This is a genomic window from Paramicrobacterium humi, from assembly GCF_900105715.1.
Classification (GTDB): Bacteria; Actinomycetota; Actinomycetes; order Actinomycetales; family Microbacteriaceae; genus Paramicrobacterium; species Paramicrobacterium humi.
Genome location: NZ_FNRY01000001.1, coordinates 2,974,918 through 2,995,170, shown reverse-complemented (window position 1 = coordinate 2,995,170; position 20,253 = coordinate 2,974,918). Strand labels below are relative to the sequence as shown.

23 protein-coding genes are annotated in these 20,253 nt (G+C 67.4%); 10 read left to right on the top strand and 13 right to left on the bottom strand.

Going from position 1 to position 20,253, the window contains the following annotated elements:
* Window position 1: 1 nt before the first annotated feature.
* A complete protein-coding gene (locus tag BLV49_RS14825; RefSeq protein WP_091186322.1) occupies window positions 2-808 on the bottom strand; it encodes a TrmH family RNA methyltransferase in 807 nt (268 codons plus the stop codon).
* Window positions 809-897: 89 nt separating this feature from the next.
* On the opposite strand from BLV49_RS14825, the gene BLV49_RS14820 reads away from it, so the two are divergent.
* Together BLV49_RS14820 and BLV49_RS14815 are read left to right on the top strand one after the other, a co-directional pair.
* Entirely contained in the window at window positions 898-1,749 is an 852-nt protein-coding gene (locus BLV49_RS14820; RefSeq protein WP_091186318.1) for a Sir2 family NAD-dependent protein deacetylase, read from the top strand.
* A gap of 3 nt (window positions 1,750-1,752) precedes the next feature.
* Complete coding sequence (locus BLV49_RS14815; protein WP_091186315.1) at window positions 1,753-2,358, top strand: histidine phosphatase family protein; 606 nt, start codon at window positions 1,753-1,755, stop codon at window positions 2,356-2,358.
* Here BLV49_RS14815 and BLV49_RS14810 read toward each other — a convergent pair.
* Both BLV49_RS14810 and BLV49_RS14805 read right to left on the bottom strand, forming a co-directional pair.
* Window positions 2,355-2,951 (bottom strand): hypothetical protein, encoded by a 597-nt coding sequence (locus BLV49_RS14810; RefSeq protein WP_091186311.1) that lies wholly within the window; start codon window positions 2,949-2,951, stop codon window positions 2,355-2,357. The genes BLV49_RS14815 and BLV49_RS14810 overlap by 4 nt on opposite strands.
* Window positions 2,948-3,841, bottom strand: a complete 894-nt coding sequence (locus BLV49_RS14805) for an alpha/beta fold hydrolase (protein WP_091186308.1) — start codon at window positions 3,839-3,841, stop codon at window positions 2,948-2,950. Before BLV49_RS14805 ends, BLV49_RS14810 begins: the two co-directional genes overlap by 4 nt.
* Window positions 3,842-3,940: 99 nt before the next feature.
* On the opposite strand from BLV49_RS14805, the gene treS reads away from it, so the two are divergent.
* Window positions 3,941-5,668 (top strand): maltose alpha-D-glucosyltransferase, encoded by a 1,728-nt coding sequence (gene treS / locus BLV49_RS14800; RefSeq protein WP_091186304.1) that lies wholly within the window; start codon window positions 3,941-3,943, stop codon window positions 5,666-5,668.
* A 48-nt stretch (window positions 5,669-5,716) separates the two neighbouring features.
* Window positions 5,717-6,415: a 3'-5' exonuclease gene (locus BLV49_RS14795; RefSeq protein ID WP_434061464.1), complete on the top strand. Its 699-nt coding sequence runs from the start codon at window positions 5,717-5,719 to the stop codon at window positions 6,413-6,415.
* 63 nt (window positions 6,416-6,478) lie between these two features.
* On the opposite strand, the gene BLV49_RS14790 is transcribed toward BLV49_RS14795, so the two are convergent.
* The 3 genes from BLV49_RS14790 to glgA all read right to left on the bottom strand — a co-directional run bounded on the left by BLV49_RS14790 (window position 6,479) and on the right by glgA (window position 8,827).
* Entirely contained in the window at window positions 6,479-6,727 is a 249-nt protein-coding gene (locus BLV49_RS14790) for a type B 50S ribosomal protein L31 (RefSeq protein ID WP_091186300.1), read from the bottom strand.
* A gap of 105 nt (window positions 6,728-6,832) precedes the next feature.
* Window positions 6,833-7,615, bottom strand: a complete 783-nt coding sequence (locus tag BLV49_RS14785; protein WP_091186295.1) for an ABC transporter ATP-binding protein — start codon at window positions 7,613-7,615, stop codon at window positions 6,833-6,835.
* 30 nt (window positions 7,616-7,645) lie between these two features.
* On the bottom strand, window positions 7,646-8,827 hold the full coding sequence (glgA, locus tag BLV49_RS14780) for a glycogen synthase (RefSeq protein WP_091186292.1): 1,182 nt from the start codon (window positions 8,825-8,827) through the stop codon (window positions 7,646-7,648).
* A 61-nt stretch (window positions 8,828-8,888) separates the two neighbouring features.
* Here glgA and glgC point away from each other — a divergent pair, with 61 nt between their 5' ends.
* Both glgC and serB read left to right on the top strand, forming a co-directional pair.
* Window positions 8,889-10,133: a glucose-1-phosphate adenylyltransferase gene (gene glgC / locus BLV49_RS14775; protein WP_091186288.1), complete on the top strand. Its 1,245-nt coding sequence runs from the start codon at window positions 8,889-8,891 to the stop codon at window positions 10,131-10,133.
* Window positions 10,130-10,795: a phosphoserine phosphatase SerB gene (gene serB, locus BLV49_RS14770; RefSeq protein ID WP_091186284.1), complete on the top strand. Its 666-nt coding sequence runs from the start codon at window positions 10,130-10,132 to the stop codon at window positions 10,793-10,795. Before glgC ends, serB begins: the two co-directional genes overlap by 4 nt.
* A 20-nt stretch (window positions 10,796-10,815) precedes the next feature.
* On the opposite strand, the gene fabG is transcribed toward serB, so the two are convergent.
* Window positions 10,816-11,526 (bottom strand): 3-oxoacyl-ACP reductase FabG, encoded by a 711-nt coding sequence (gene fabG, locus BLV49_RS14765; protein ID WP_091186281.1) that lies wholly within the window; start codon window positions 11,524-11,526, stop codon window positions 10,816-10,818.
* Window positions 11,527-11,643: 117 nt separating this feature from the next.
* On the opposite strand from fabG, the gene BLV49_RS14760 reads away from it, so the two are divergent.
* The 3 genes from BLV49_RS14760 to BLV49_RS14750 are packed head-to-tail and all read left to right on the top strand — an operon-like array spanning window position 11,644 to window position 13,015.
* Window positions 11,644-11,952, top strand: a complete 309-nt coding sequence (locus tag BLV49_RS14760; protein ID WP_091186278.1) for a DUF3099 domain-containing protein — start codon at window positions 11,644-11,646, stop codon at window positions 11,950-11,952.
* Window positions 11,949-12,173, top strand: a complete 225-nt coding sequence (locus BLV49_RS14755) for a hypothetical protein (protein ID WP_091186274.1) — start codon at window positions 11,949-11,951, stop codon at window positions 12,171-12,173. Before BLV49_RS14760 ends, BLV49_RS14755 begins: the two co-directional genes overlap by 4 nt.
* Window positions 12,170-13,015: an SURF1 family cytochrome oxidase biogenesis protein gene (locus tag BLV49_RS14750; RefSeq protein WP_091186270.1), complete on the top strand. Its 846-nt coding sequence runs from the start codon at window positions 12,170-12,172 to the stop codon at window positions 13,013-13,015. Before BLV49_RS14755 ends, BLV49_RS14750 begins: the two co-directional genes overlap by 4 nt.
* A gap of 3 nt (window positions 13,016-13,018) precedes the next feature.
* Here the strand turns inward: BLV49_RS14750 and abc-f are convergent, their stop codons facing one another.
* From abc-f to sufB, 6 genes are all read right to left on the bottom strand, one after another.
* Window positions 13,019-14,617 carry a ribosomal protection-like ABC-F family protein gene (gene abc-f, locus BLV49_RS14745; RefSeq protein WP_091187399.1) on the bottom strand — a complete coding sequence of 533 codons (1,599 nt, stop codon included), beginning with the start codon at window positions 14,615-14,617 and terminating at the stop codon, window positions 13,019-13,021.
* 102 nt (window positions 14,618-14,719) lie between these two features.
* Window positions 14,720-15,049 (bottom strand): metal-sulfur cluster assembly factor, encoded by a 330-nt coding sequence (locus BLV49_RS14740; RefSeq protein ID WP_091186265.1) that lies wholly within the window; start codon window positions 15,047-15,049, stop codon window positions 14,720-14,722.
* A 4-nt stretch (window positions 15,050-15,053) separates the two neighbouring features.
* Window positions 15,054-15,818, bottom strand: coding sequence for a Fe-S cluster assembly ATPase SufC (sufC, locus tag BLV49_RS14735; RefSeq protein WP_091186260.1), 765 nt, complete (start codon window positions 15,816-15,818; stop codon window positions 15,054-15,056).
* A 2-nt stretch (window positions 15,819-15,820) separates the two neighbouring features.
* Window positions 15,821-16,138, bottom strand: coding sequence for a non-heme iron oxygenase ferredoxin subunit (locus tag BLV49_RS14730; RefSeq protein WP_434061471.1), 318 nt, complete (start codon window positions 16,136-16,138; stop codon window positions 15,821-15,823).
* Window positions 16,139-16,149: 11 nt separating this feature from the next.
* Window positions 16,150-17,358, bottom strand: a complete 1,209-nt coding sequence (sufD, locus tag BLV49_RS14725; protein ID WP_091186253.1) for a Fe-S cluster assembly protein SufD — start codon at window positions 17,356-17,358, stop codon at window positions 16,150-16,152.
* Window positions 17,359-17,360: 2 nt separating this feature from the next.
* Window positions 17,361-18,779: a Fe-S cluster assembly protein SufB gene (sufB, locus tag BLV49_RS14720; RefSeq protein ID WP_091186251.1), complete on the bottom strand. Its 1,419-nt coding sequence runs from the start codon at window positions 18,777-18,779 to the stop codon at window positions 17,361-17,363.
* 265 nt (window positions 18,780-19,044) lie between these two features.
* Between sufB and BLV49_RS14715 the strand changes: the two genes are divergently transcribed.
* Window positions 19,045-20,025, top strand: coding sequence for a COX15/CtaA family protein (locus tag BLV49_RS14715; RefSeq protein WP_342706637.1), 981 nt, complete (start codon window positions 19,045-19,047; stop codon window positions 20,023-20,025).
* Window positions 20,026-20,253 lie beyond the last annotated feature (228 nt).

The following is a 20,253-nucleotide window of genomic DNA, read 5'->3' as shown; positions in this document are numbered from 1 at the left end:
CTCAGCGTCGGCGCAGCTCCCACAGGGCGACAGCGCTCGCCGAGGCGACGTTGAGCGAATCGACGCCGTGCTTCATGGGAATCACGACGACGGTGTCGGCGCTGCGGATCGCCGTGCGGCTGAGACCGTCGCCCTCTGCGCCCATCACGATCGCGAGCTTGTCGTGGTTCCGCGCCGAGAACTCGTCGAGCGGGACGGCGTCATCGGTGAGCGCGAGTGCGGCGACGTGGAACCCGGCGCTCTTCACGTCGGCGATTCCGCCCGCCCAGCTCGGCATGCGCGTCCACGGCACTTGCAGCACAGTGCCCATGCTGACGCGCACGCTGCGGCGGTAGAGCGGGTCGGCGCAGCGTGGACCCACGAGAACAGCGTCGGCTCCGATTCCCGCTACAGCCCGGAAGATGGCGCCGACGTTCGTGTGGTCCACGATGTCCTCGAGCACGACGATGCGAGACCCGTCGCTGATGGTGTCGGCGACGGAGGCGAGCGGCGGACGGTGCATCGAGGCGAGAGCGCCCCGGTGCATGTGGTAGCCCGTGAGCTGCTCGAGCACCGCTTCGTCGCCGACGAACACCGGCACGTCCGGGAACGGCTCGAGCAGCGGCGCGACGTCGTCGAGCCACTTCTGCTGCAGAAGCACCGAGCGCGGCACGTGCCCCGCGGCGATGGCACGCGCGATGACCTTCGGCGACTCCGCGAGGTACAGACCGCCTGCGGGCTCGAGCACCCGGCGGAGGGCGACGTCGGTGAGCCGGGAATAGTCCTCAAGTCCTGGCGCGTTGAGCTCGGTGATCGGTCGGATGTGCACGTGAGTCCTCTCTCGCGGAGACCGGGGCGAACCTGCTCCCGACCACTGCCGATACCATCGTCGCAGGTGCGACGAGTCTGGAGGGACACATGCCCGTGGTCGACGATGCACGCCTCGACGCCGCGGTCGACGCGCTTGACGGGCGACGTGTCGCCTTCCTCACGGGCGCAGGGGTCAGCACGGATTCGGGAATTCCGGACTACCGCGGAGACGGCGCTCCACGCCGAACGCCAATGACGATCCAGCAGTTTCTCGCGGACCCGCTTGCGCGCAAGCGGTACTGGGCGGGCAGTCACCGTGGCTGGACGATGTTCGACGCTGCGCAGCCGAACGAGGGGCACCGGGCGATCGCGGCGTTCGAAGCGGCAGGGCGCTCCACCGGGGTCGTGACGCAGAACGTGGATGCGCTGCACTTGAAGGCCGGCACCCGACGCCTCGTCGAGCTGCACGGCACCGTGCACCGCGTCGTGTGTCTGCGGTGCGGACAGGTGTACGCACGCACAGATCTCGCGCAGCGGCTCGACGCGCTCAACCCGTGGCTCGACGACCCCGCGAGCGTTGTCATCAACCCGGACGGCGACGCGGAGGTCACGGACACCGCCCGTTTCACCGTGCCCGAGTGCGAGCGCTGCGGCGGCATCCTCAAGCCCGAAGTGGTCTTCTTCGGCGAGTTCGTGCCCTCCGGGATCTTCCGCCTCGCCGCGGAGGTCGTGGGACGGGCCGAGGCACTCGTGGTCGCGGGGTCCTCGCTCGCTGTGAACTCCGGCATCCGCATCGTCGAACTCGCCCGGCGTGCGGGCAAACCCATCGTGATCGTCAACCGCGGGAGCACGAAGGGCGACTCACGCGCGACGGTTAAACTGGAGGCAGGGACCACAACGACACTCGCGGCCCTCGCCTCCCGTCTTCTCCCGTTCGGGGCGCGGCCGCCGAAAGGCTAACGCGTGACCGAGATCACCTTCGTGCGGCACGGCCAGACCGACTGGAACCTCGATCGCCGCATCCAGGGCCTCACCGACATTCCGCTCAACGACGTCGGACGCGCGCAAGCGCTGCGCTCCGCCGGACGGCTCGCCGCCTGGCGATGGGATGCGATCGTCTCGAGCCCGCTCGTGCGGGCGCTCGAGACGGCCCAGATCATCGCGACAAGGCTCGGGCTCGATGATCCCCGGCCTGTTCAGGGCCTTGAGGAGCGCGCCCACGGCGAGATGGAGGGCATGACGTTCGAGGAGCGCCAGGCCGCGTTCCCCGGAGCCGCCCCGGTTCCGGGTCTCGAATCTCGCGATGACGTGATCGCGCGCGTTCTCGCCGCGCTGCGCGGGCTGCCGGACGGCGACGACGGGCGGCGCGTGCTCGCCGTTACGCACGGTGGCGTGATCGGATCGCTCTTGCGGCACGTCACGAACGGCGACCTTCCGGCGGCGGGACAGATCGTCGCGAATGGCTCGTTCCACGATTTCCATCTGCAGGGCGGCGAGCTCTCGCTCGTGGAGTTCCGCCCCATGGACGCTGACCCGGAACTCGACCGGGAGCGCGTCGCGCCCCGCTAGCCTGCGGACGCGGCGGACCGCCGCTCGCGGTGCAGCGCGTAGAAGAGCGACATGAGCTGCTCGGCCGGCTCCGACCACTCTTCCGGGTCGATGCTCTCGATGTCACGCGGTTCGAGCCGTACGACGGGCTGACCGGCGCGTGTGCCGGTGACGGCGTCGCGCTGACCCGCTTGAGCGATTGCCGCGACGGCGTCGGCGCGGCGCAGCATCGTGCGTGCCGCGAGGCGTCGCAGAGGACGCAGCAGTCGTCGCCCCACGGAGGGCCGCTGGCCGGCGGGAGCCGCCAGAGGATGCGCAGAGCCCATGACGAGGGCATAGCGCCGGCCAAGGCTGCCCCACACGGGAGCGGGCGAGAATGCGACGTCGACGCCCGCCGAGTTGAGCCCGAGGGGCGTGAGCAGTTCGCGCGGGTCGTCGACGGCGCGCAGCAGCTGCCACGGCAGCGGCGGAAGCAGCTCGAGCTGCGCATGGTCGCTGATGAGCATCGTGAGCGGATGCCGCTCGCCGAGCGCGCCGACGAGACCCCGCGTGGCGCAGCTCACGGGGTCGTCACGTCGGGAGGTGACGAAGCGGCAGTCCACGACGAGCCTCATTGCGACTCCCCCAGCTCGCCCATGATGTGCCGCGCCGCCTCGGCGGGAGCCTCGTAGTGGATGAGATGCCCGACACCGCCGATGACGCGCAGCCGAGCGTCCGGGAACCGCGCGCACAGCGCGTGCTGTGCCGCGATCGGGGTGATGTCGTCCTTGTCGGAGGCGATCAGAAGCACAGGCTGGGTGATGTCCGCTGCGAATTCGCTCACGTCGTGGCTGACGGATGCCGTGAACGCCTCGAGCACGACGTCGCGGTCAGCGAAGGCGCTGAAATACCGATGGTGCTGATCGTGGATCCATCTCCGCAGGCCGGCATCCGTCGTCTTCGCCATCGCCTCGCTCATGACGCGCACGATGGCCCGGTTGCGCAGCAGGCCGAAACCCACCCGCTCGGGCAGCAGCGCGCCGAGCCGGTAGTAGAGGACGGCAAGTCGTGTCAGGATGCCGCGAGGACCTTCGAGCGCGGGCGCGGCGATGGGGTTGATGAGCACGACGCGCGCGCACGGCAGCCCCTGCGCGACGGCCGCCGAGACGACGATGGAGCCGAACGAGTGGCCGACGATGACGGTGTCCTCGCCGAGGTCGAGCGCGGCCGTGAAGGCCGTGAGCCACGCGGCGTACGCGGCGACGCTGTGCTCCCGGTCCGCGAAGCGAGCCGAGGTGCCGAACCCGGGAAGGTCGGGCGCGAGGATTCGCACACCGCGCAGATGCGCGATGACCGGCTCGAGGCCGTGATGATCGCCGCGGAAGCCGTGCACGAGAATGAGCGTGGTTGCGGCATCCGGGTCCCCATACTCCCAGTAGCGCGTTGGGGTTCCGAGCACGTCGACGACCGCCTCACGCACGGGGACGCGCGTGAGCAGCTCTGCATAAGGCGAGGGAACGGACATCAGTGTCCCAGTTTAGGGCGGTCCTGCGAAGAAACCCTGCCAGCAGGCCTAGACTCGAACGGACATGACGACCGTGACGAACATCGAGAGGGTTCCTTCGTGACGTTCACCGCTCCGATCCAGCTTCCTGGCCTCGCGCGCGATCCGTTGTGGCACCGCCGCGCGGTGTTCTACGAGGTCATGGTGCGCTCGTTCGTCGACAGCAACGGTGACGGCACGGGAGACCTCGCCGGGCTCATCGCGAAGCTCGACTATCTGCAGTGGCTGGGCGTCGACGCGCTCTGGCTTCCGCCGTTCTTCAGCTCCCCGCTGCGCGACGGCGGCTATGACGTCGCCGACTATCGGCGCATCCTGCCGGAGTTCGGCACGATCGAGGAGTTCAGCGAGCTCGTCACGAAGGCGCATGAGCGCAACATGCGCATCATCATCGACATGCCCCTCAACCACACGTCCGACCAGCACGAGTGGTTCCAGCAGTCCCGGTCAGACCCGGACGGCCCCTACGGCGACTTCTACGTGTGGAGCGACACCGACGAGAAGTGGCCCGACATCCGCATCATCTTCACTGACACCGAGGACTCGAACTGGGCGTTCGACTCCGAACGGCGCCAGTTCTACTTCCACCGCTTCTTCTCGCACCAGCCCGACCTCAACTACGCGAACCCGGCCGTGCACGAGGCCGTTTTCGACGTCGTGCGGTTCTGGCTCGAGCTCGGCGTCGACGGCTTCCGTCTCGACGCGATCCCCTACCTGTACGAATCGGACGAGGGCAACGGTGAAGGCGAGCCCGAGACCCACGAGTTCATCCGCAATCTCCGAGCGATGGTGGATGCCGAGTTCCCCGGCCGCATCATGGTCGCCGAGGCCAACCAGTGGCCCCGCGAAGTCGCCGCGTTCTTCGGAACCGACGACGAACCCGAGTGCCACATGGCGTTCGACTTCCCCGTGATGCCGCGCATCTTCTACTCCCTCCGCTCGCAGCAGGCCGAAGAGCTCGTACGCGTTCTCTCGGAGACGACAGAGATCCCGGAGTGGGCCGGCTGGGGAGTGTTCCTGCGCAACCACGACGAGCTCACGCTCGAGATGGTCAGCGAGGAGTACCGGCAGGCCATGTACGGCTGGTATGCCTACGACCCGCGCATGCGCGCCAACATCGGCATCCGACGTCGGCTCGCACCGCTGCTCGACAACTCCCGCGCCGAGCTCGAGCTCGCCCACGCTCTGCTCTTCTCCCTTCCCGGCAGCCCGTTCCTCTACTACGGCGACGAGATCGGAATGGGCGACAACATCTGGCTGCCCGACCGCGACTCCTCGCGCACGCCCATGCAGTGGACGCCCGACCGGAACGCCGGCTTCTCCACGGCCGACCCCGGCAAGCTCTACCTGCCCGTCGTCCGCTCTCTCGTGTACAACTACACGCTCGTGAACGTGGAGTCGCAGCTCGCGCAGTCACGCTCCCTGCTGCACTGGATCCGCAACGTCATCCACGTGCGCAAGAGCCACCCGGCGTTCGGCCTCGGCTCGATGCACGTCGTCGCGGCAAGCCACGACTCCGTGCTGGCCTTCGTGCGCGACTACGCGGGCGGGACGCGCCCGGGCGGCGATTTCCCCGAACGGCTGCTGTGCGTGTTCAGCTTCGCTCACCACCCCGTGTCTACCACGCTCCACGTCCCGCAGTTGGCCGGATGCCGCCTGTTCGACGTCTTCGGCGGCGGGGAGTTCCCGGCGGTCGACGAGAACGGCGATCTCACCCTCACGATCGGAACGCAGAGCTTCTACTGGCTGCACGCCGCTGATCCGGCCGGTTCCGAGCCGTACCAGATCTGAGCGGCGAGGCGGCCGCCCGGTGTCGGAGGTGCGCCGTACAGTAGCACCGTGGCAAACATCGTGAAGCACTGGTCCGAATCCGTCGGGGTCTTCGACCTCGAGACGACAGGAATCGATGTGGCGCAAAGTCGCATCGTGAGCGCCAACGTGAGCGTGCTTGACGGTGACGGCGGCATCACCCGCCGGCTGGACTGGCTCGCGAATCCCGGCATCCCGATCCCCGAGCAGGCCTCGCGCATCCACGGCATCACGACCGAGCGCGCGATCGCCGAGGGTCGCGTCGCCGCCGAGGTCGTCGCGGAGATCGTGACGACGCTGAGCGAGCTGTTCGAGGCCGGCATCCCGGTCGTCATCTACAACGCCCCGTATGACTTGAGTCTGCTCCACTACGAAGCGGTGCGGCACGGCATCACGCCGATCGACGACCCGCGGCCGATCATCGACCCGCTCGTCATCGACAAGGCCGTCGACCGCTACCGCAAGGGAAAGCGAACCCTCGACGTCGTCGCCGCGCACTACGGTGTCGAACTGCTTGACGCGCATGAGGCGGCGTCGGATGCGATCGCGGCCGGCCGGGTCGCGCAGGCGATCGCTCGCACGTATCCCGAGGCGCTCGGCATCTCGGCGACTGAGCTGCACGAGCTGCAGGTCAGCTGGTGCGACGCTCAAGCGCGCAGTTTCCAGACCTACATGCGTGCGAAGGGACGTGCGGAGTTCATCGCGAGCGGGCTGTGGCCTCGCCGCTGAGACGACACAAGCGAAAGGCTCGGTTCCCGCAGGAAACCGAGCCTTTCGCGTGAGCGCTGTGGCTTACTTGCCGAAGCCCTTGAAGCGCTGGTTGAACTTCTCGACGCGTCCGGCCGAGTCGAGAATGCGCTGCTTGCCCGTGTAGAACGGGTGCGACTCCGACGAGATCTCGACGTCGATCACCGGGTAGGTCTGGCCGTCGAGCTCGATCGTCTTGTCGCTCGTGGTCGTCGAACGGGTGAGGAACGTCGCGCCCGAAGAGAGGTCGCGGAAAACGACCGGAGCGTACTCGGGGTGAATGTCAGTCTTCATGGGATTCCTTCGTCGTACAGAGTGCTGGTGCTCGTCTGCCGATTCACGCTGGGCAGAGAAGTCGTCGGCGTGCGCCAGCTATCTACTTTACCAGATCGTCTGGGCTCAACGCGCCCGAGCGGCGAAGCGGCCGTCAGCGTCGGTGAGCTGGATGGACATGTCGAAGGTCTCGGACAGCGTCTCAGAAGTGAGCGACTCGTTGAGCGGCCCGCTCGCCACGACCTGGCCCTGCTTGAGCAGGAGAGCGTGCGTGAAGCCGCGCGGAATCTCCTCGACGTGATGCGTGACCATGACGATAGCGGGAGCGTCGGCGGCCTGCGCGTACCCGCCGAGGAGGGCGAGGAGCTCCTCGCGGGCCCCGAGGTCGAGGCTTGCCGCGGGCTCGTCGAGCAGCAGCATCTCCGGGTCGGTCATGACTCCGCGGGCGATCTGGACGCGCTTCTGCTCTCCGTCGCTGAGCGTGCCGAAGCGGCGATCGGCGAGGTGGTCGAGCTTCCACTCGGCGAGCACCCGGTGGGCGCGCTTCTCGTCGAGCTCCTCGTACTGCTCGTTCCAGCGACCCGTGACGGAGTACGCGGCCGTCATGACGACGTTGAGCACCGTCTCCTCGAACGGGATGCGCTTGGCCATGGCGCTCGAGGCGAAGCCGATGCGAGGGCGAAGCTCGAAGACATCGACCCGGCCGAGGGTCTCGTCGAGAATCGACACGGCGCCGCTCGTCGGGTACATGAGCGTCGCCGCGAGCTGCAGGAGCGTCGTCTTGCCGGCGCCGTTCGGGCCGAGGATGACCCAGCGCTCCGCCGCGTCCACCGTCCAGTCGACGCCGTCGAGAATCGGCTTGCGGTTGCGGACGACCGTGACATCGTTGAATTCGAGAACCGTCGACATGCTCCAAGCCTATCGGGCGGCCGATGCCGGTCAGGACAGCACGGACTCGTACAGGTCGAGAGTGTCGCGAGCGATGCGCGCCCAGCTGAACTCCCGCTCGGCGCGCTCCCGGCCCGCGCGGCCCATCGCCGCGGCGGCATCCGGATCCGACACCATCGCCGTCAGCGACTCCGCGAGATCGCGCGCGAAGCGGTCGGGATCGGTGGGTGACCCGGTGCCGTCGTCGACCTGGTCGATCGGGACGATGGCGCCCGTGACGCCGTCGGCGACGACTTCCGGGATGCCGCCGGTTCCCGTTCCCACGACCGCCGCGCCGCACGCCATGGCCTCGAGATTGACGATGCCGAGCGGCTCGTACACGGAGGGACAGACGAACGTTGTCGCCGCCGTGAGAAGCGCCGTCAGTTCGCGGCGTTCGAGCATGCGGTCGATCCAGACAACGCCGCTGCGCTCCTGCTGCAGCTCGCGCACGAGGCCGGTCACCTCGGACATGATCTCCGGCGTGTCGGGAGCGCCGGCGCACAGGACGAGCTGCACGTCGCCCGGCAGCATGCGGGCTGCTCGGAGCAAGTGCGGAAGGCCCTTCTGCCTCGTGATCCGGCCGACGAAGACGATGGACGGCGCGTCCGGGTCGACGCCGAGTGAGCGAACGAGATCCGGGTCGTCGTTCGGCGACCACGCCGACAGGTCGATGCCGTTGTAGATCGTGTGAACGAGAGACGGGTCAAGATCGGGGTAGCTGCGCAGGATGTCCGCACGCATGCCGTTGCTCACAGCGACGACCGCGTCGGCGGCTTCGAACGCCGTCCGCTCGAGCCAGCTCGAGACGCGGTATCCCCCGCCGAGCTGCTCGGCCTTCCACGGCCGCAGCGGCTCGAGGCTGTGCGCCGTGACGACGTGCGGGATTCCGTGCAGCAGCTTCGCGAGATGACCGGCGCCGTTCGCGTACCACGTGTGCGAATGCACGAGGTCCGCTGCGACGTCCTGCGCGATGAGCAGGTCGGTGCCGAGGGTCTGCAGCGCCCCATTCGAACCGTCGAGCTCGCTCGGGACGGGATACCCGACGGTGTCGGGCTCGTCGCGCGGCTCACCGAAGCATCTCACGGTCACGGGGATGCTCTCGCGCAGCGCCTTGACCAGTTCGGCCGCGTGCACGCCGGCTCCCCCGTAGATGGCGGGCGGGTATTCCTTGGTCAGCAAGTCAACGCGCATGACTTGAAGCTAGTACACGGGCGGGCACTCCTCTAGTGTTGGGGCAAGGGAGGTGGGTCCCATGCCTGCATCGAAGAAGGTGTTCGGAATCGTGCTTGCGGGCGGCGAGGGCAAGCGACTCATGCCGCTCACGGTGGATCGAGCCAAACCGGCCGTGCCCTTCGGCGGCCAGTACCGCCTGATCGATTTCGCGTTGTCGAACCTCGTCAACTCGGGGCTGCGTCAGATCGTGGTGCTGACCCAGTACAAGTCGCACAGCCTGGACCGCCACGTCTCCCAGACGTGGCACATGCCGAACCTGCTCGGCTCGTACGTCGCCTCCGTCCCCGCGCAGCAGCGGCTCGGCAAGCGCTGGTTCTCGGGATCCGCCGACGCCATCCTGCAGAGCCTCAACCTGATTCGGGACGAGAAGCCGGACATCGTCGTTGTCGTCGGCGCGGACCACGTGTACCGCATGGACTTCAACGACATGATCGACGCGCACATCCAGTCGGGAGCCGGCGCGACGGTCGCGGCGATCCGTCAGCCCATCGAGCTCGCGAACCAGTTCGGCGTCATCGACGTCTCCCCCGACGACCCGACGCGTATCCGCGAGTTCCTCGAGAAGCCGATCAACGCGACGGGGCTCGCCGATTCGCCCGGAGAGGTCTTCGCCTCGATGGGCAACTACGTGTTCACGGCCGACGCGCTCATCGACGCCGTGACGCGCGATGGCGAGAACACGCAGTCGAATCACGACATGGGCGGCGACATCGTGCCCGACTTCGTCGCGCGAGGCGACGCGGGCGTGTACGACTTGAAGAACAACGACGTGCCGGGCTCGACCGATCGGGACCGCTACTACTGGCGCGACGTGGGAACGATCGACTCGTTCTTCGACGCGCACCAGGACCTCATCTCCACGCTCCCGGTGTTCAACCTGTACAACGCGGACTGGCCCATCTACAGTCAGCAGCTGAACTCGCCGCCGGCGAAGATCGTCCGGGACGCGCAGGGGAACCTCGGGCAGCTCATCGACTCGATCGTGTCCCTCGGGTCGCTCATCTCCGGCGCGCACATCGAACGAAGCGTGCTCGGCGCGTGGGCCAAGATCGACTCGGGCGCGCATGTCGTCGATGCTGTCGTTTTCGATCGCGTCCAGATTGGTGCGAACGCGCGCGTGCAACGTAGCATCATCGACAAGGACGTGATCGTCGACGAGGGGGCGACGATTGGCGTCGACCCCGAGCGCGACCGAGCTCGCGGGTTCACTGTCACCGATTCCGGACTCACGGTCGTGGGCAAGGGAGTACACGTCACACCATGACGCTCAAGAGCGCCGTCGCATCGTCCGCCCGTTTCCTCGTCGTCCTCGATGCCGACTCGACGCTCATCGAGAACGAGGCGATCGAACTGCTGGCCGAGGAAGCCGGCTCGCTTGAACTCGTCGCCCGCGTCACGGAACGCGCCATGCGCGGAGAACTCGACTTCGCCGCGAGCCTGCGCGAGCGCGTCGCGACCCTCGCGGGCGTTCCCGTCGACGCGCTGCCGCGCATCCGCGAACGGATCACCCCGACTCGCGGCGCGGCCGAGATGATCGAGGCCGTGCACGCCGCAGGCGGCATCGTCGGCGTCGTCTCAGGCGGCTTCCATGAGCTGCTCGACCCCGTCGCGCAGGGCCTCGGCGTCGACACGTGGCGTGCCAACCGGCTCGAGGTGAGCGACGGCACGCTGACCGGTCGCGTGTCGGGCGACATCGTCGACGCCGAGACGAAGGCGCGTTCCCTGATCGAGTGGGCGGATGCCGCGGGCATCCCACGCCGCAAGACCATCGCCGTGGGCGACGGGGCGAACGACCTCACGATGATGGCGTGCGCGGGGCTGAGCGTCGCCTTCAACGCGAAGCCCGCCGTGCGCCGGCAGGCGCGGCTCGCGCTCGAGCGCGTCGACCTGGCCGAGCTGCTGCCCGTTCTCGGTCTGCGCGGCTGACGCGTAGGCCGCGCCCGCGGTCAGTGGCCCATGCCGAGGCCGCCGTCGACGGGGATGACGGCGCCGGAGATGTAGCCGGCGTCCTCGCCCGCGAGCCATGTGACGACGCGCGCGACCTCGTCGACGGAGGCGAATCGGCCAGCGGGGATGCTCTTCTTGTACTCCGCCTGCGTCGCTTCCGGCAGCTCAGCCGTCATGTCCGTCTGAATGAAGCCAGGGGCGACGACGTTTGCCGTGATCCCGCGTGCGCCCAGCTCACGGGTGATCGAGCGCGCCATCCCGACGAGACCCGCCTTGGAAGCGGCGTAGTTCACTTGCCCTGCGGAGCCGAACAGCCCCACGACGCTCGAGATGAAGATCACGCGGCCGAAGCGCGCCTTGAGCATGCCCTTCGACGCGCGCTTGACGACGCGGAAGGAGCCGCCGAGATTGGTGTCGACAACCGTGTCGAAGTCCTCCTCGCTCATGCGCATGAGCAGCGTGTCACGGGTGACGCCGGCGTTCGCGACGACGACCTCGACCGGGCCGAGCTTCGCCTCCACCTCGGTGAAGGCGGCGTCGACGCTCGCGGCATCCGTCACATCCGCCGTGACCGTGAGCGCTCCCTCCGGGCCGGAGCCGGAGCGAGCCGTGACCGCGACCCGGTGCCCCTCCGCGACGAACTGCGTGGCGATCGCGAATCCGATGCCGCGGTTTCCTCCCGTGACGAGGACGGTGCGAGGTGTGGTCATAGTGCGATCCAATCCGGTGAATGCGGTGCGGGGTCGAGTGGCGGCAAAGCGGAGAATCGTCCGTGCCGCTGTCACGGTATCAGCTTACGAGCCCCGAAACGACGTACGATTGAGGGGATGAAGAAGGCCTCGATCACCACCCTCGGGCTGACCCCCGAGGAGGAGCGTCGGCGCCGAATGATCAAGTACTCCGTCGCGATGTCGGTGCGCATGGTGTGCATTGTGCTGATGCTGTTCTCGCGCGGCTGGTGGCTTGCGCTGTTCGCCGCCGGCGCCATCGTGCTGCCCTATCTCGCCGTCGTCATCGCGAACACGCCGCTGCGCACCTCGCGGTCGGTCGAGCGTCCCGGCGGAGTCGTGCAGGTGCGTCCGCCCGCGGACAAGGGCGGCGATGGCTCGCCCGGCGCGGAACGGAAGGCGTCATGATCGGCTTCGGCGCCGAACCGGGCGTCCGTGAGTGCTCGCGCGCCGCCTGCCGGGCGGAGGCGTCCTGGCGCATCGGCTGGCGTAATCCGCGCATTCACGGCGCCGATCGTGAGAAGGTGTGGCTCGCGTGCGACGAGCACATGCCCTACTTGAGGGACTTCCTCGAGGCGCGGAGCTTCCCGGTCGCCGTGACGGCGCTCGAGAGCGAGGGGGCGTCATGAGCCGCGGCTGGAGATTCGCGTTCAGCGCGCGCTGGCTCGGCTACCTCGCCGTCGCCATCGTCTTCGCAGTCGTGTGCGGATTCCTGTCCAACTGGCAAGTGAGCCGACTGCACGAGAAGGAGCAGGTCCAAGCCCTCGTCGACGACAACTGGAGCGCCTCCCCCGTTCCCCTCGAGCAGGCGGCGCCCGATCCGGCGGCTCTTGATCCCTCCCTCGAATACCACCCCGTCTCGATGAGCGGAACCTACCTCACGGACGAACAGGTTCTCGTGCGCAACCGGCCCCGCTCAGGGCAGCCCGGCTTCGAGGTCATCACGCCGCTCAAGCTGGATTCCGGCGGCATCTTCATGGTGGACCGCGGCTGGGTGCCCACCGGAAACGACCAGGACGCCCCGGATGCCGTTCCCGCACCGCCGTCGGGCGACGTCACCGTAATCGCCCGCATCAAGCCCGGCGAGCCACAGCTGCCCGGCCGAAGCGCGGGAGAGGGCCAGATCGCCACGATCTACCTGCCCGACCTCGCCTCCCGCGTGAACGGCGACGCGTACACGGGGGCGTACGGCCTTCTCATGAGCGAATCGCCCTCCCCCGCGCAGGACCGGCCGCTTCCCGCGTTCCCGCCGGAGATCAACGAGGGAATGCACTTGTCGTACGCGATCCAGTGGGTGCTTTTCGCACTCCTGGCGTTCGGGTTCCTCTTCTACGCCGTGCGGCAGGAGTACCGCCTGCACAACGCGGAGGACCCCCGCGAGAAGGAGCGGTCTGCGAAGCGGGAGCTCAAGCGGAAGCAGAAGAGATCGGATGCCGACATCGAAGACGAGATCCTCGACTCCGTCTCCTGAGCCTCACGCGAGCGAGATGAGCTCCGCGTAGTCCTTCGTCCACAGGTCCTCGACCCCGTCGGGCATGATGAGCACGCGCTCCGGGTCGAGCGCCTCGACAGCACCCTCGTCGTGGCTGACGAGCACGACAGCGCCCTCGTAGTGCGCGAGCGCGTCGAGGATCTCGCCGCGGCTGGCCGGGTCGAGGTTGTTCGTCGGCTCGTCGAGCAGCAGCACGTTCGCTCCCGACACGACGATCATCGCGAGTGCGAGTCGGGTCTTCTCACCGCCGGAGAGCACCCCGGCGGGCTTGTGCACGTCTTCGCCCGTGAACAGGAACGAGCCGAGCACCTTGCGGGCCTCCGTCTCGGTGAGGTTCGGCGAGGCCGACACCATGTTCTGCAGCACGCTGCGCTTCACATCGAGAGTCTCGTGCTCTTGCGCGTAGTAGCCGATGCGCAGGCCGTGGCCGGTCTCGATCACGCCCGTGTCGGCCTCGTCCACGCCCGCGAGAATGCGCAGCATCGTCGTCTTTCCGGCGCCGTTGAGTCCGAGAATGACTACGCGTGATCCTCGGTCGATCGCGAGGTCGACCGCGGTGAAGATCTCGAGCGAGCCATAGCTCTTGCTCAGGTTCTTGCCCATGAGCGGGGTGCGACCGCAGGCCTGCGGTGTCGGGAACCGCAGCTTCGCGACACGATCGACCTGCCGGACCTCGTCGAGGCCGGCGAGGAGCTTCTCGGCACGAGCGACCATCTGGTGAGCCGCCGCGGCCTTCGTCGCCTTCGCCCCGAACTTCGCCGCCTGCTGCTGCAGCGCCGTCGCCTTCTTCTCGGCGTTCGCGCGCTCCTTCTTGCGTCGTTCCTCGTCCGCCTCCCGCTGGCGCTGGTAGTTCTTCCAGTTCATGTTGTAGATGTCGATGACCGTGCGGTTCGCGTCGAGGTAGAAGACCCGATTCACGGTCTCCCCCACGAGCGCGATGTCGTGGCTGATCACAATGAACCCGCCGCTGTAGCTCTTGAGGAACTCGCGGAGCCACACGACGGAGTCAGCGTCGAGGTGGTTCGTCGGCTCATCCAGGATCATCGTCTGCGCGTCGGAGAAGAGGATGCGAGCGAGCTCGATTCGGCGGCGCTGACCGCCGGAGAGCGTCTTCAGCTGCTGGTCGAGGATGCGGTCGGGCAGGTTGAGATTACTGGCGATGGATGCCGCTTCCGCTTCCGCCGCATAGCCGCCGAGCACATGGAAGCGCTCCTCGAGGCGGCTGTACTTCTTCATCGCCGCAGCGGTGACGGTAGGGTCGTCGCTGCCCATCGCGTCGGTCGCCTTGCGCATGCCGAGCACGAGATCACCGATGCCGCGCGCGTTGAGGATGCGCGTGCGAGCCGTCTCCTCCGGGTCGCCGGAGCGCGGGTCCTGCGGGAGGTAGCCGAGCTCGCCTGAGCGCTCGACGTTTCCGGCGCTCGGCATGACGTCGCCGGCGAGCACCTTTGTCAGCGTCGTCTTGCCCGCGCCGTTTCGGCCGACCAGACCGATCTTGTCGCCGGCCTGCACGCGGAAGCTGACGTCTTGCATCAGCACGCGTGCGCCGACGCGGATCTCGAGGTCACGCACGTTCAGCACGGGATTCATCCATTCGTAGTCGTGCGCCGGTCGGCGCGGTTTCGGACAGCATCATGGCTCGGCTCCGTTGCGGAGCCGAGCCATGATCCGATTCTCAGGTGTTCAGATCGCGAAGCCGAGGGCGCGCATCATGTCGCGACCGTCGTCCGTGATCCGTTCCGGACCCCACGGCGGCATCCAGACCCAGTTGATGCGGAACGCGTCAACGACTCCCTCGAGCGCTTCGGCGGTCTGCTGCTCGAGCACGTCGGTGAGCGGGCAGCCCGCGCTCGTCAGGGTCATGTGGATGATGAGCGAGTCGGTCTCGTCGTCCCAGCCGAGGTCGTAGATGAGGCCGAGATCGACGACGTTGACGCCGAGCTCGGGATCCATGACATCCTTGAGCGCTTCTTCGACCTCGTCGAATCGCTCAGGGCTCAGTGTTGTGACCATACCGTTATGATACGGCGGTTTCGGTCAGGAATCGATCGTAGCCCTCTTCCTCAAGGCGGTCGGCCAGCTCGGGGCCGCCTTCCTCGGCAACGCGGCCGTTCACGAACACGTGCACGAAGTCCGGCTTGATGTAGCGGAGGATGCGCGTGTAGTGCGTGATGAGCAGCACGCCGAGCCCGGTGTTCTCCTTGGCGCGGTTGACGCCCTCGGAGACGATGCGCAGAGCGTCGACGTCGAGTCCGGAGTCGGTCTCGTCGAGCACGGCGAACAGCGGCTTGAGCAGCTCCAGCTGGAGGATCTCGTTGCGCTTCTTCTCGCCGCCCGAGAACCCCTCGTTGACGTTGCGAGCGGCGAAGCTCGAGTCCATGCGCAGCTTCTCCATGGCGGACTTGACGTCCTTCATCCAGCCGCGGACAGCGGGCGCTTCGCCGTCGATGGCGGTCTTGGCCGTGCGAAGGAAGTTCGTCACGGTCACGCCGGGGATCTCCACCGGGTACTGCATCGCGAGGAACAGGCCGGCGCGGGCGCGAGCGTCGACGGTCATCTCAAGCACGTCTTCGCCGTCGAGCGTGATCGAGCCCGAGTCGACGATGTACTTCGGGTGTCCTGCGATCGTGTAGGCGAGCGTGGACTTGCCCGAGCCGTTCGGGCCCATGATGGCGTGCGTCTCACCCGTGCGGATCGTCAGATCCACGCCCTTGAGGATGGGCTTCGTGCCCTGGTCGGTTTCGACGCTGACGTGCAGGTCGCGAATCTCGAGTACTGACATGACTAGATCTCTTTCGTAACAGTCGGGTCTATGAAAATTGCACCGTCGATGATCTCGACGTTGTAAACGGGGACCGGCTCATACGCCGGAAGGGTGAGGGGCTTGCCCGTGGTGAGCGAAAACTGCGAGCCGTGCGCCCAGCACTCGAGGGTGCCGTCCTCGACGAACCCCTCGGACAGGGAGATGTCGCCGTGCGTGCAGGTGTCACCGATCGCGTGGACCGTGCTGCTCGAATCGAGCACGACGGCGATCGGGACGCCGTCGAGGACGACGCGCTTGGCCTGGTCGACCGTCAGCTCGCTCAGGTCGCATGCTTTCAGTGCTGCCACGGTTACTGCGCGTCCCCCGTGAGCACGGTCCCGCTGAGCTCCTGCTCGACGGCTCGCTCGAGGTGCTCCTGCAGCTCCGCGTCGCCGATCTGCTGGATGATCTCCGTGAGGAAGCCGCGCACGACGAGGCGACGCGCCTCGTCCTCCGGGATGCCCCGAGCCTCGAGGTAGAACAGCTGCTCGTCGTCGAAGCGACCGGTCGCGCTCGCGTGGCCGGCGCCCGCGATGTCGCCCGTCTCGATCTCGAGGTTCGGGACGGAGTCGGCGCGCGTGCCGTCGGTGAGCACGAGGTTGCGGTTCTGCTCGTAGCTGTCGGTGCCGGTCGCCTTTGGCCCGATGAGCACGTCGCCGATCCAGACCGTGTGCGCACCCTCGCCCTGCAGTGCGCCCTTGTAGGTGACGCGGCTGCGGGAGTAGGGGGCGTCGTGGTGGATGTACACCTGGTGCTCGAGGTGCTGCCCCGCGTCGGCGAAGTACAGGCCGAGCGACTCGATGTCGGAGCCCTGCTCCGCGAGGTGCACGGAGGGGTTCACGCGCACGATGTCGCCGCCGAGAGTGACGACGACGTGCTTGAGGCGCGCGTCGCGACTGACCCGGGCGAAGTGCGATGCGAGGTGCATGGCCGAGTCATCCCACCACTGCACGCTGACGACGGTCAGCTGCGCGCCCTCTTCGACGACGATCTCGACGTTCTCGGTGAGCAGAGCGTCGCCCGTGTTCTTGAGGATCAGCATCGCCTGGCTGTTCGGCTTCGCCGTGATGACCGTGTGAGCCGCCCGTGCGGTGGCGCCGAGCGCGGAGCGGTCCACCGTGACGGTCTTCGCTTCCTCGCCCGTGATCGTGATCGCGTAGACCTTCTCCGTCTGCGTCCATGCGTTCGCCGAGGGGCGCTCCTCCGGCTTTCCCGCCTGTCCGCGGTTCGCCTCGGCGACGTCGAGCCATTCGGCGCTCACGCCGGCGGCATCCGTCGTGCTGATCTCGTACGGCCCGCCGTCGAGCTCGCCGTCGCTGAGCGCCGTGAGGCGGGCGACGGGCGTGTAGCGCCACGCGGCCTCGCGGCCGGTGAGCTGCGGGAAGTCGGCGACGTTCGTGGAGTGGAACCGCTCGGAGCGGGTCTGGACGGGGACGAGGTCCCAGCCGCCGTCGGAGTGCTTCTTGAATCCGTGCTGGCCGGCCTCGGCGGGGGTTGCTGCGGTGTCTGTGACAGTCATCGTTAGCCGACGGATCCTTCCATGCCCATTTCGATAAGTTTGTTGAGCTCGAGCGCGTACTCCATGGGCAGTTCGCGCGCGATCGGCTCGATGAAGCCGCGCACGATCATCGCCATGGCCTCGGTCTCCTCGAGACCGCGGCTCATGAGGTAGAACAGCTGCTCCTCGCTCACCTTCGACACTGTCGCCTCGTGGCCGAGCTTGACGTCGTCGACGCGGATGTCGATCGACGGGTATGTGTCGGATCGCGAGATCGTGTCGACGAGCAGGGCGTCGCAGACGACCGAGTTCGACGAGTGGTGCGCTGACGCGTCGACCCGGACCTCACCGCGGTAGCCGGAACGACCGCCGCCGCGCGCGATCGACTTGGAGACGATCGAGGACTGCGTGTACGGCGCCATGTGAATCATCTTCGCGCCGGCATCCTGGTGCTGGCCGGGGCCGGCGAACGCGACCGAGAGGGTTTCGCCCTTGGCGTGCTCGCCGGTGAGGTAGATCGACGGGTACTTCATCGTCACCTTGGAGCCGATGTTGCCGTCGACCCACTCCATGGTGGCGCCCTCTTCGGCGATCGCGCGCTTGGTGACGAGGTTGTACACGTTGTTCGACCAGTTCTGGATCGTCGTGTAGCGCACGCGGGCGTTCTTCTTCACGACGATCTCGACGACGGCCGAGTGCAGCGAGTCCGACTTGTAGATCGGAGCGGTGCAGCCCTCGATGTAGTGGACGTAGCTGCCTTCGTCGGCGATGATCAGGGTCCGCTCGAACTGGCCCATGTTCTCCGTGTTGATGCGGAAGTAGGCCTGCAGCGGAATGTCCACGTGCACGCCCGGCGGCACGTAGACGAACGAGCCGCCCGACCAGACGGCCGTGTTGAGGGCGGCGAACTTGTTGTCGCCGGACGGAATCACCGTGCCGTAGTACTCCTCGAAGAACTCCGGGTGCTCGCGGAGCGCCGTGTCGGTGTCGAGGAAGATGACACCCTGCTTCTCGAGGTCCTCGCGGATCTGGTGGTAGACGACCTCGGACTCGTACTGGGCAGCGACGCCCGCGACGAGGCGCTTGCGCTCGGCCTCGGGGATGCCGAGGCGCTCATAGGTGTTCTTGATGTCGTCGGGGAGGTCCTCCCACGACGAAGCCTGCTTCTCCGTCGAGCGGACGAAGTACTTGATGTTCTCGAAGTCGATCTCGGAGAGGTCAGCGCCCCAGGACGGCATCGGCTTGCGGTCGAACAGCTGCAGCGCCTTGAGCCGGCGTTTCAGCATCCACTCCGGCTCGTTCTTCAGCCGTGAGATATCGGTCACGACATCGGCGTTGAGCCCGCGACGCGCTGAGGCGCCCGCGGCATCCGGATCCGACCAGCCGAACTCGTAGACACCGAGGCTTTCGAGTTCGGGGCGGTCAATCAGAACATCTGACATATCTACCTCTCTTCACCGCTAAGAAACAGGATCTCTGTTCACGGCATTCCCCCGCACGCAGGTGCGTCCGGCGAGTGAGGGAAAATGTGGTCCGCGTCCGCGTGAACCTACAATTGTTCGTGACCTCGTGAGAGCGGCGTCGGAACGCGCGCTGAAACCGGGTGATGAACAATGCAATTCTACAGGTTGTAGCTCCGAATGTGCGAGGAACTCAGAGGACGCTGAGGCGGCATTCCGCCGAGCGAAGCCACGAAGGATGACGAGAGTGAACAGTGTGAAGTCGGCCGGCACGGATCAGACCTCGGCGGGTCGGCCGCAGCGGCGGCTGGGGCGATTCTGGGATTGGCTCCCGACGACCGTTGACCGCCGCGTGCGCGTCGCGGCCTGGTTGAACCTGATCTTCCAGACCGTCCTCGTCGGCACCGGTGGAGCTGTGCGCCTGACCGCATCGGGTCTCGGCTGCCCGACGTGGCCCAAATGCACGGCGGGCTCGTTCGTGACGACGCCGGAGATGGGCATCCACGGCATCATCGAGTTCGGCAACCGGACGCTGTTCTTCGTGCTGCAGATCGTCGCCCTCATCGCGCTGCTGTTCGTGCTCAAGCTGCGCAAGGAGCGTCCCGACCTGTTCGTGCTCGCGGTCATCCCCGCGTGCAGCGTGCTGCTGCAGGCCGTGGTCGGCGGCATCACGGTGCTGAGCCAGCTCAATCCCTACGTCGTCGGGCTGCACTTCGTGCTCAGCGTCGTGCTCGTCGTGCTCGGCGCCGTGTTCGTCTATCGCACCTACACGGCGCCCGGGCCTCGCGAGCGTGTCGTCCCCGCCTGGTTCGCCGGCCTCACGCATGCCACCTCGTTCTTCGTCGCGATCACGGTGCTCGTCGGCATTCTGACAACCGGTTCCGGCCCGCACGCCGGCGACCACGGGTCGGCACGCAACAATCTGCCGACGGAGCTCATGGAGCACGTGCACTCCTGGCCTGCGTATGTGACCCTCGCGCTGACGATCGTGCTCGTGATCGCAGCCTGGACGCGTGGCATCACAGCCCCGCGTTCGGCCCTCAGCTGGCTCTTCGTCGTCGAGGGCGTGCAGATCATCGTCGGCGTGACCCAGGCGCGCACGGGGCTCCCCGGGATCCTGGTGGGAACGCACATGGTTCTCGCCTGCGTGCTCGCCGCCGTCATGGCCGTCGCGATCCTCCAGCTGAAGCAGCCCGTGCGAACGAGCGCCGTCGCTCGCGACCTCTGACGGCACAGAGGGCGCCGAGGCCTTCACGACTAGGCCTCGGTCCGCTTTGCCGCGTACCCGCGATTGCCCGACGTTCTCGGACGCGCACTCAGCGGATCGAGTCTCGCCGCAACGGCGCGTGATCGAACGCAGCTGCTCGGCTTGACGCGCCGCGTCCGATGAGGCGAGGAACTGCTGCCTGCAGGGCATCCGCGTGGGCCCGGACGCGTGAGCCCGCCCCAGCGTCGT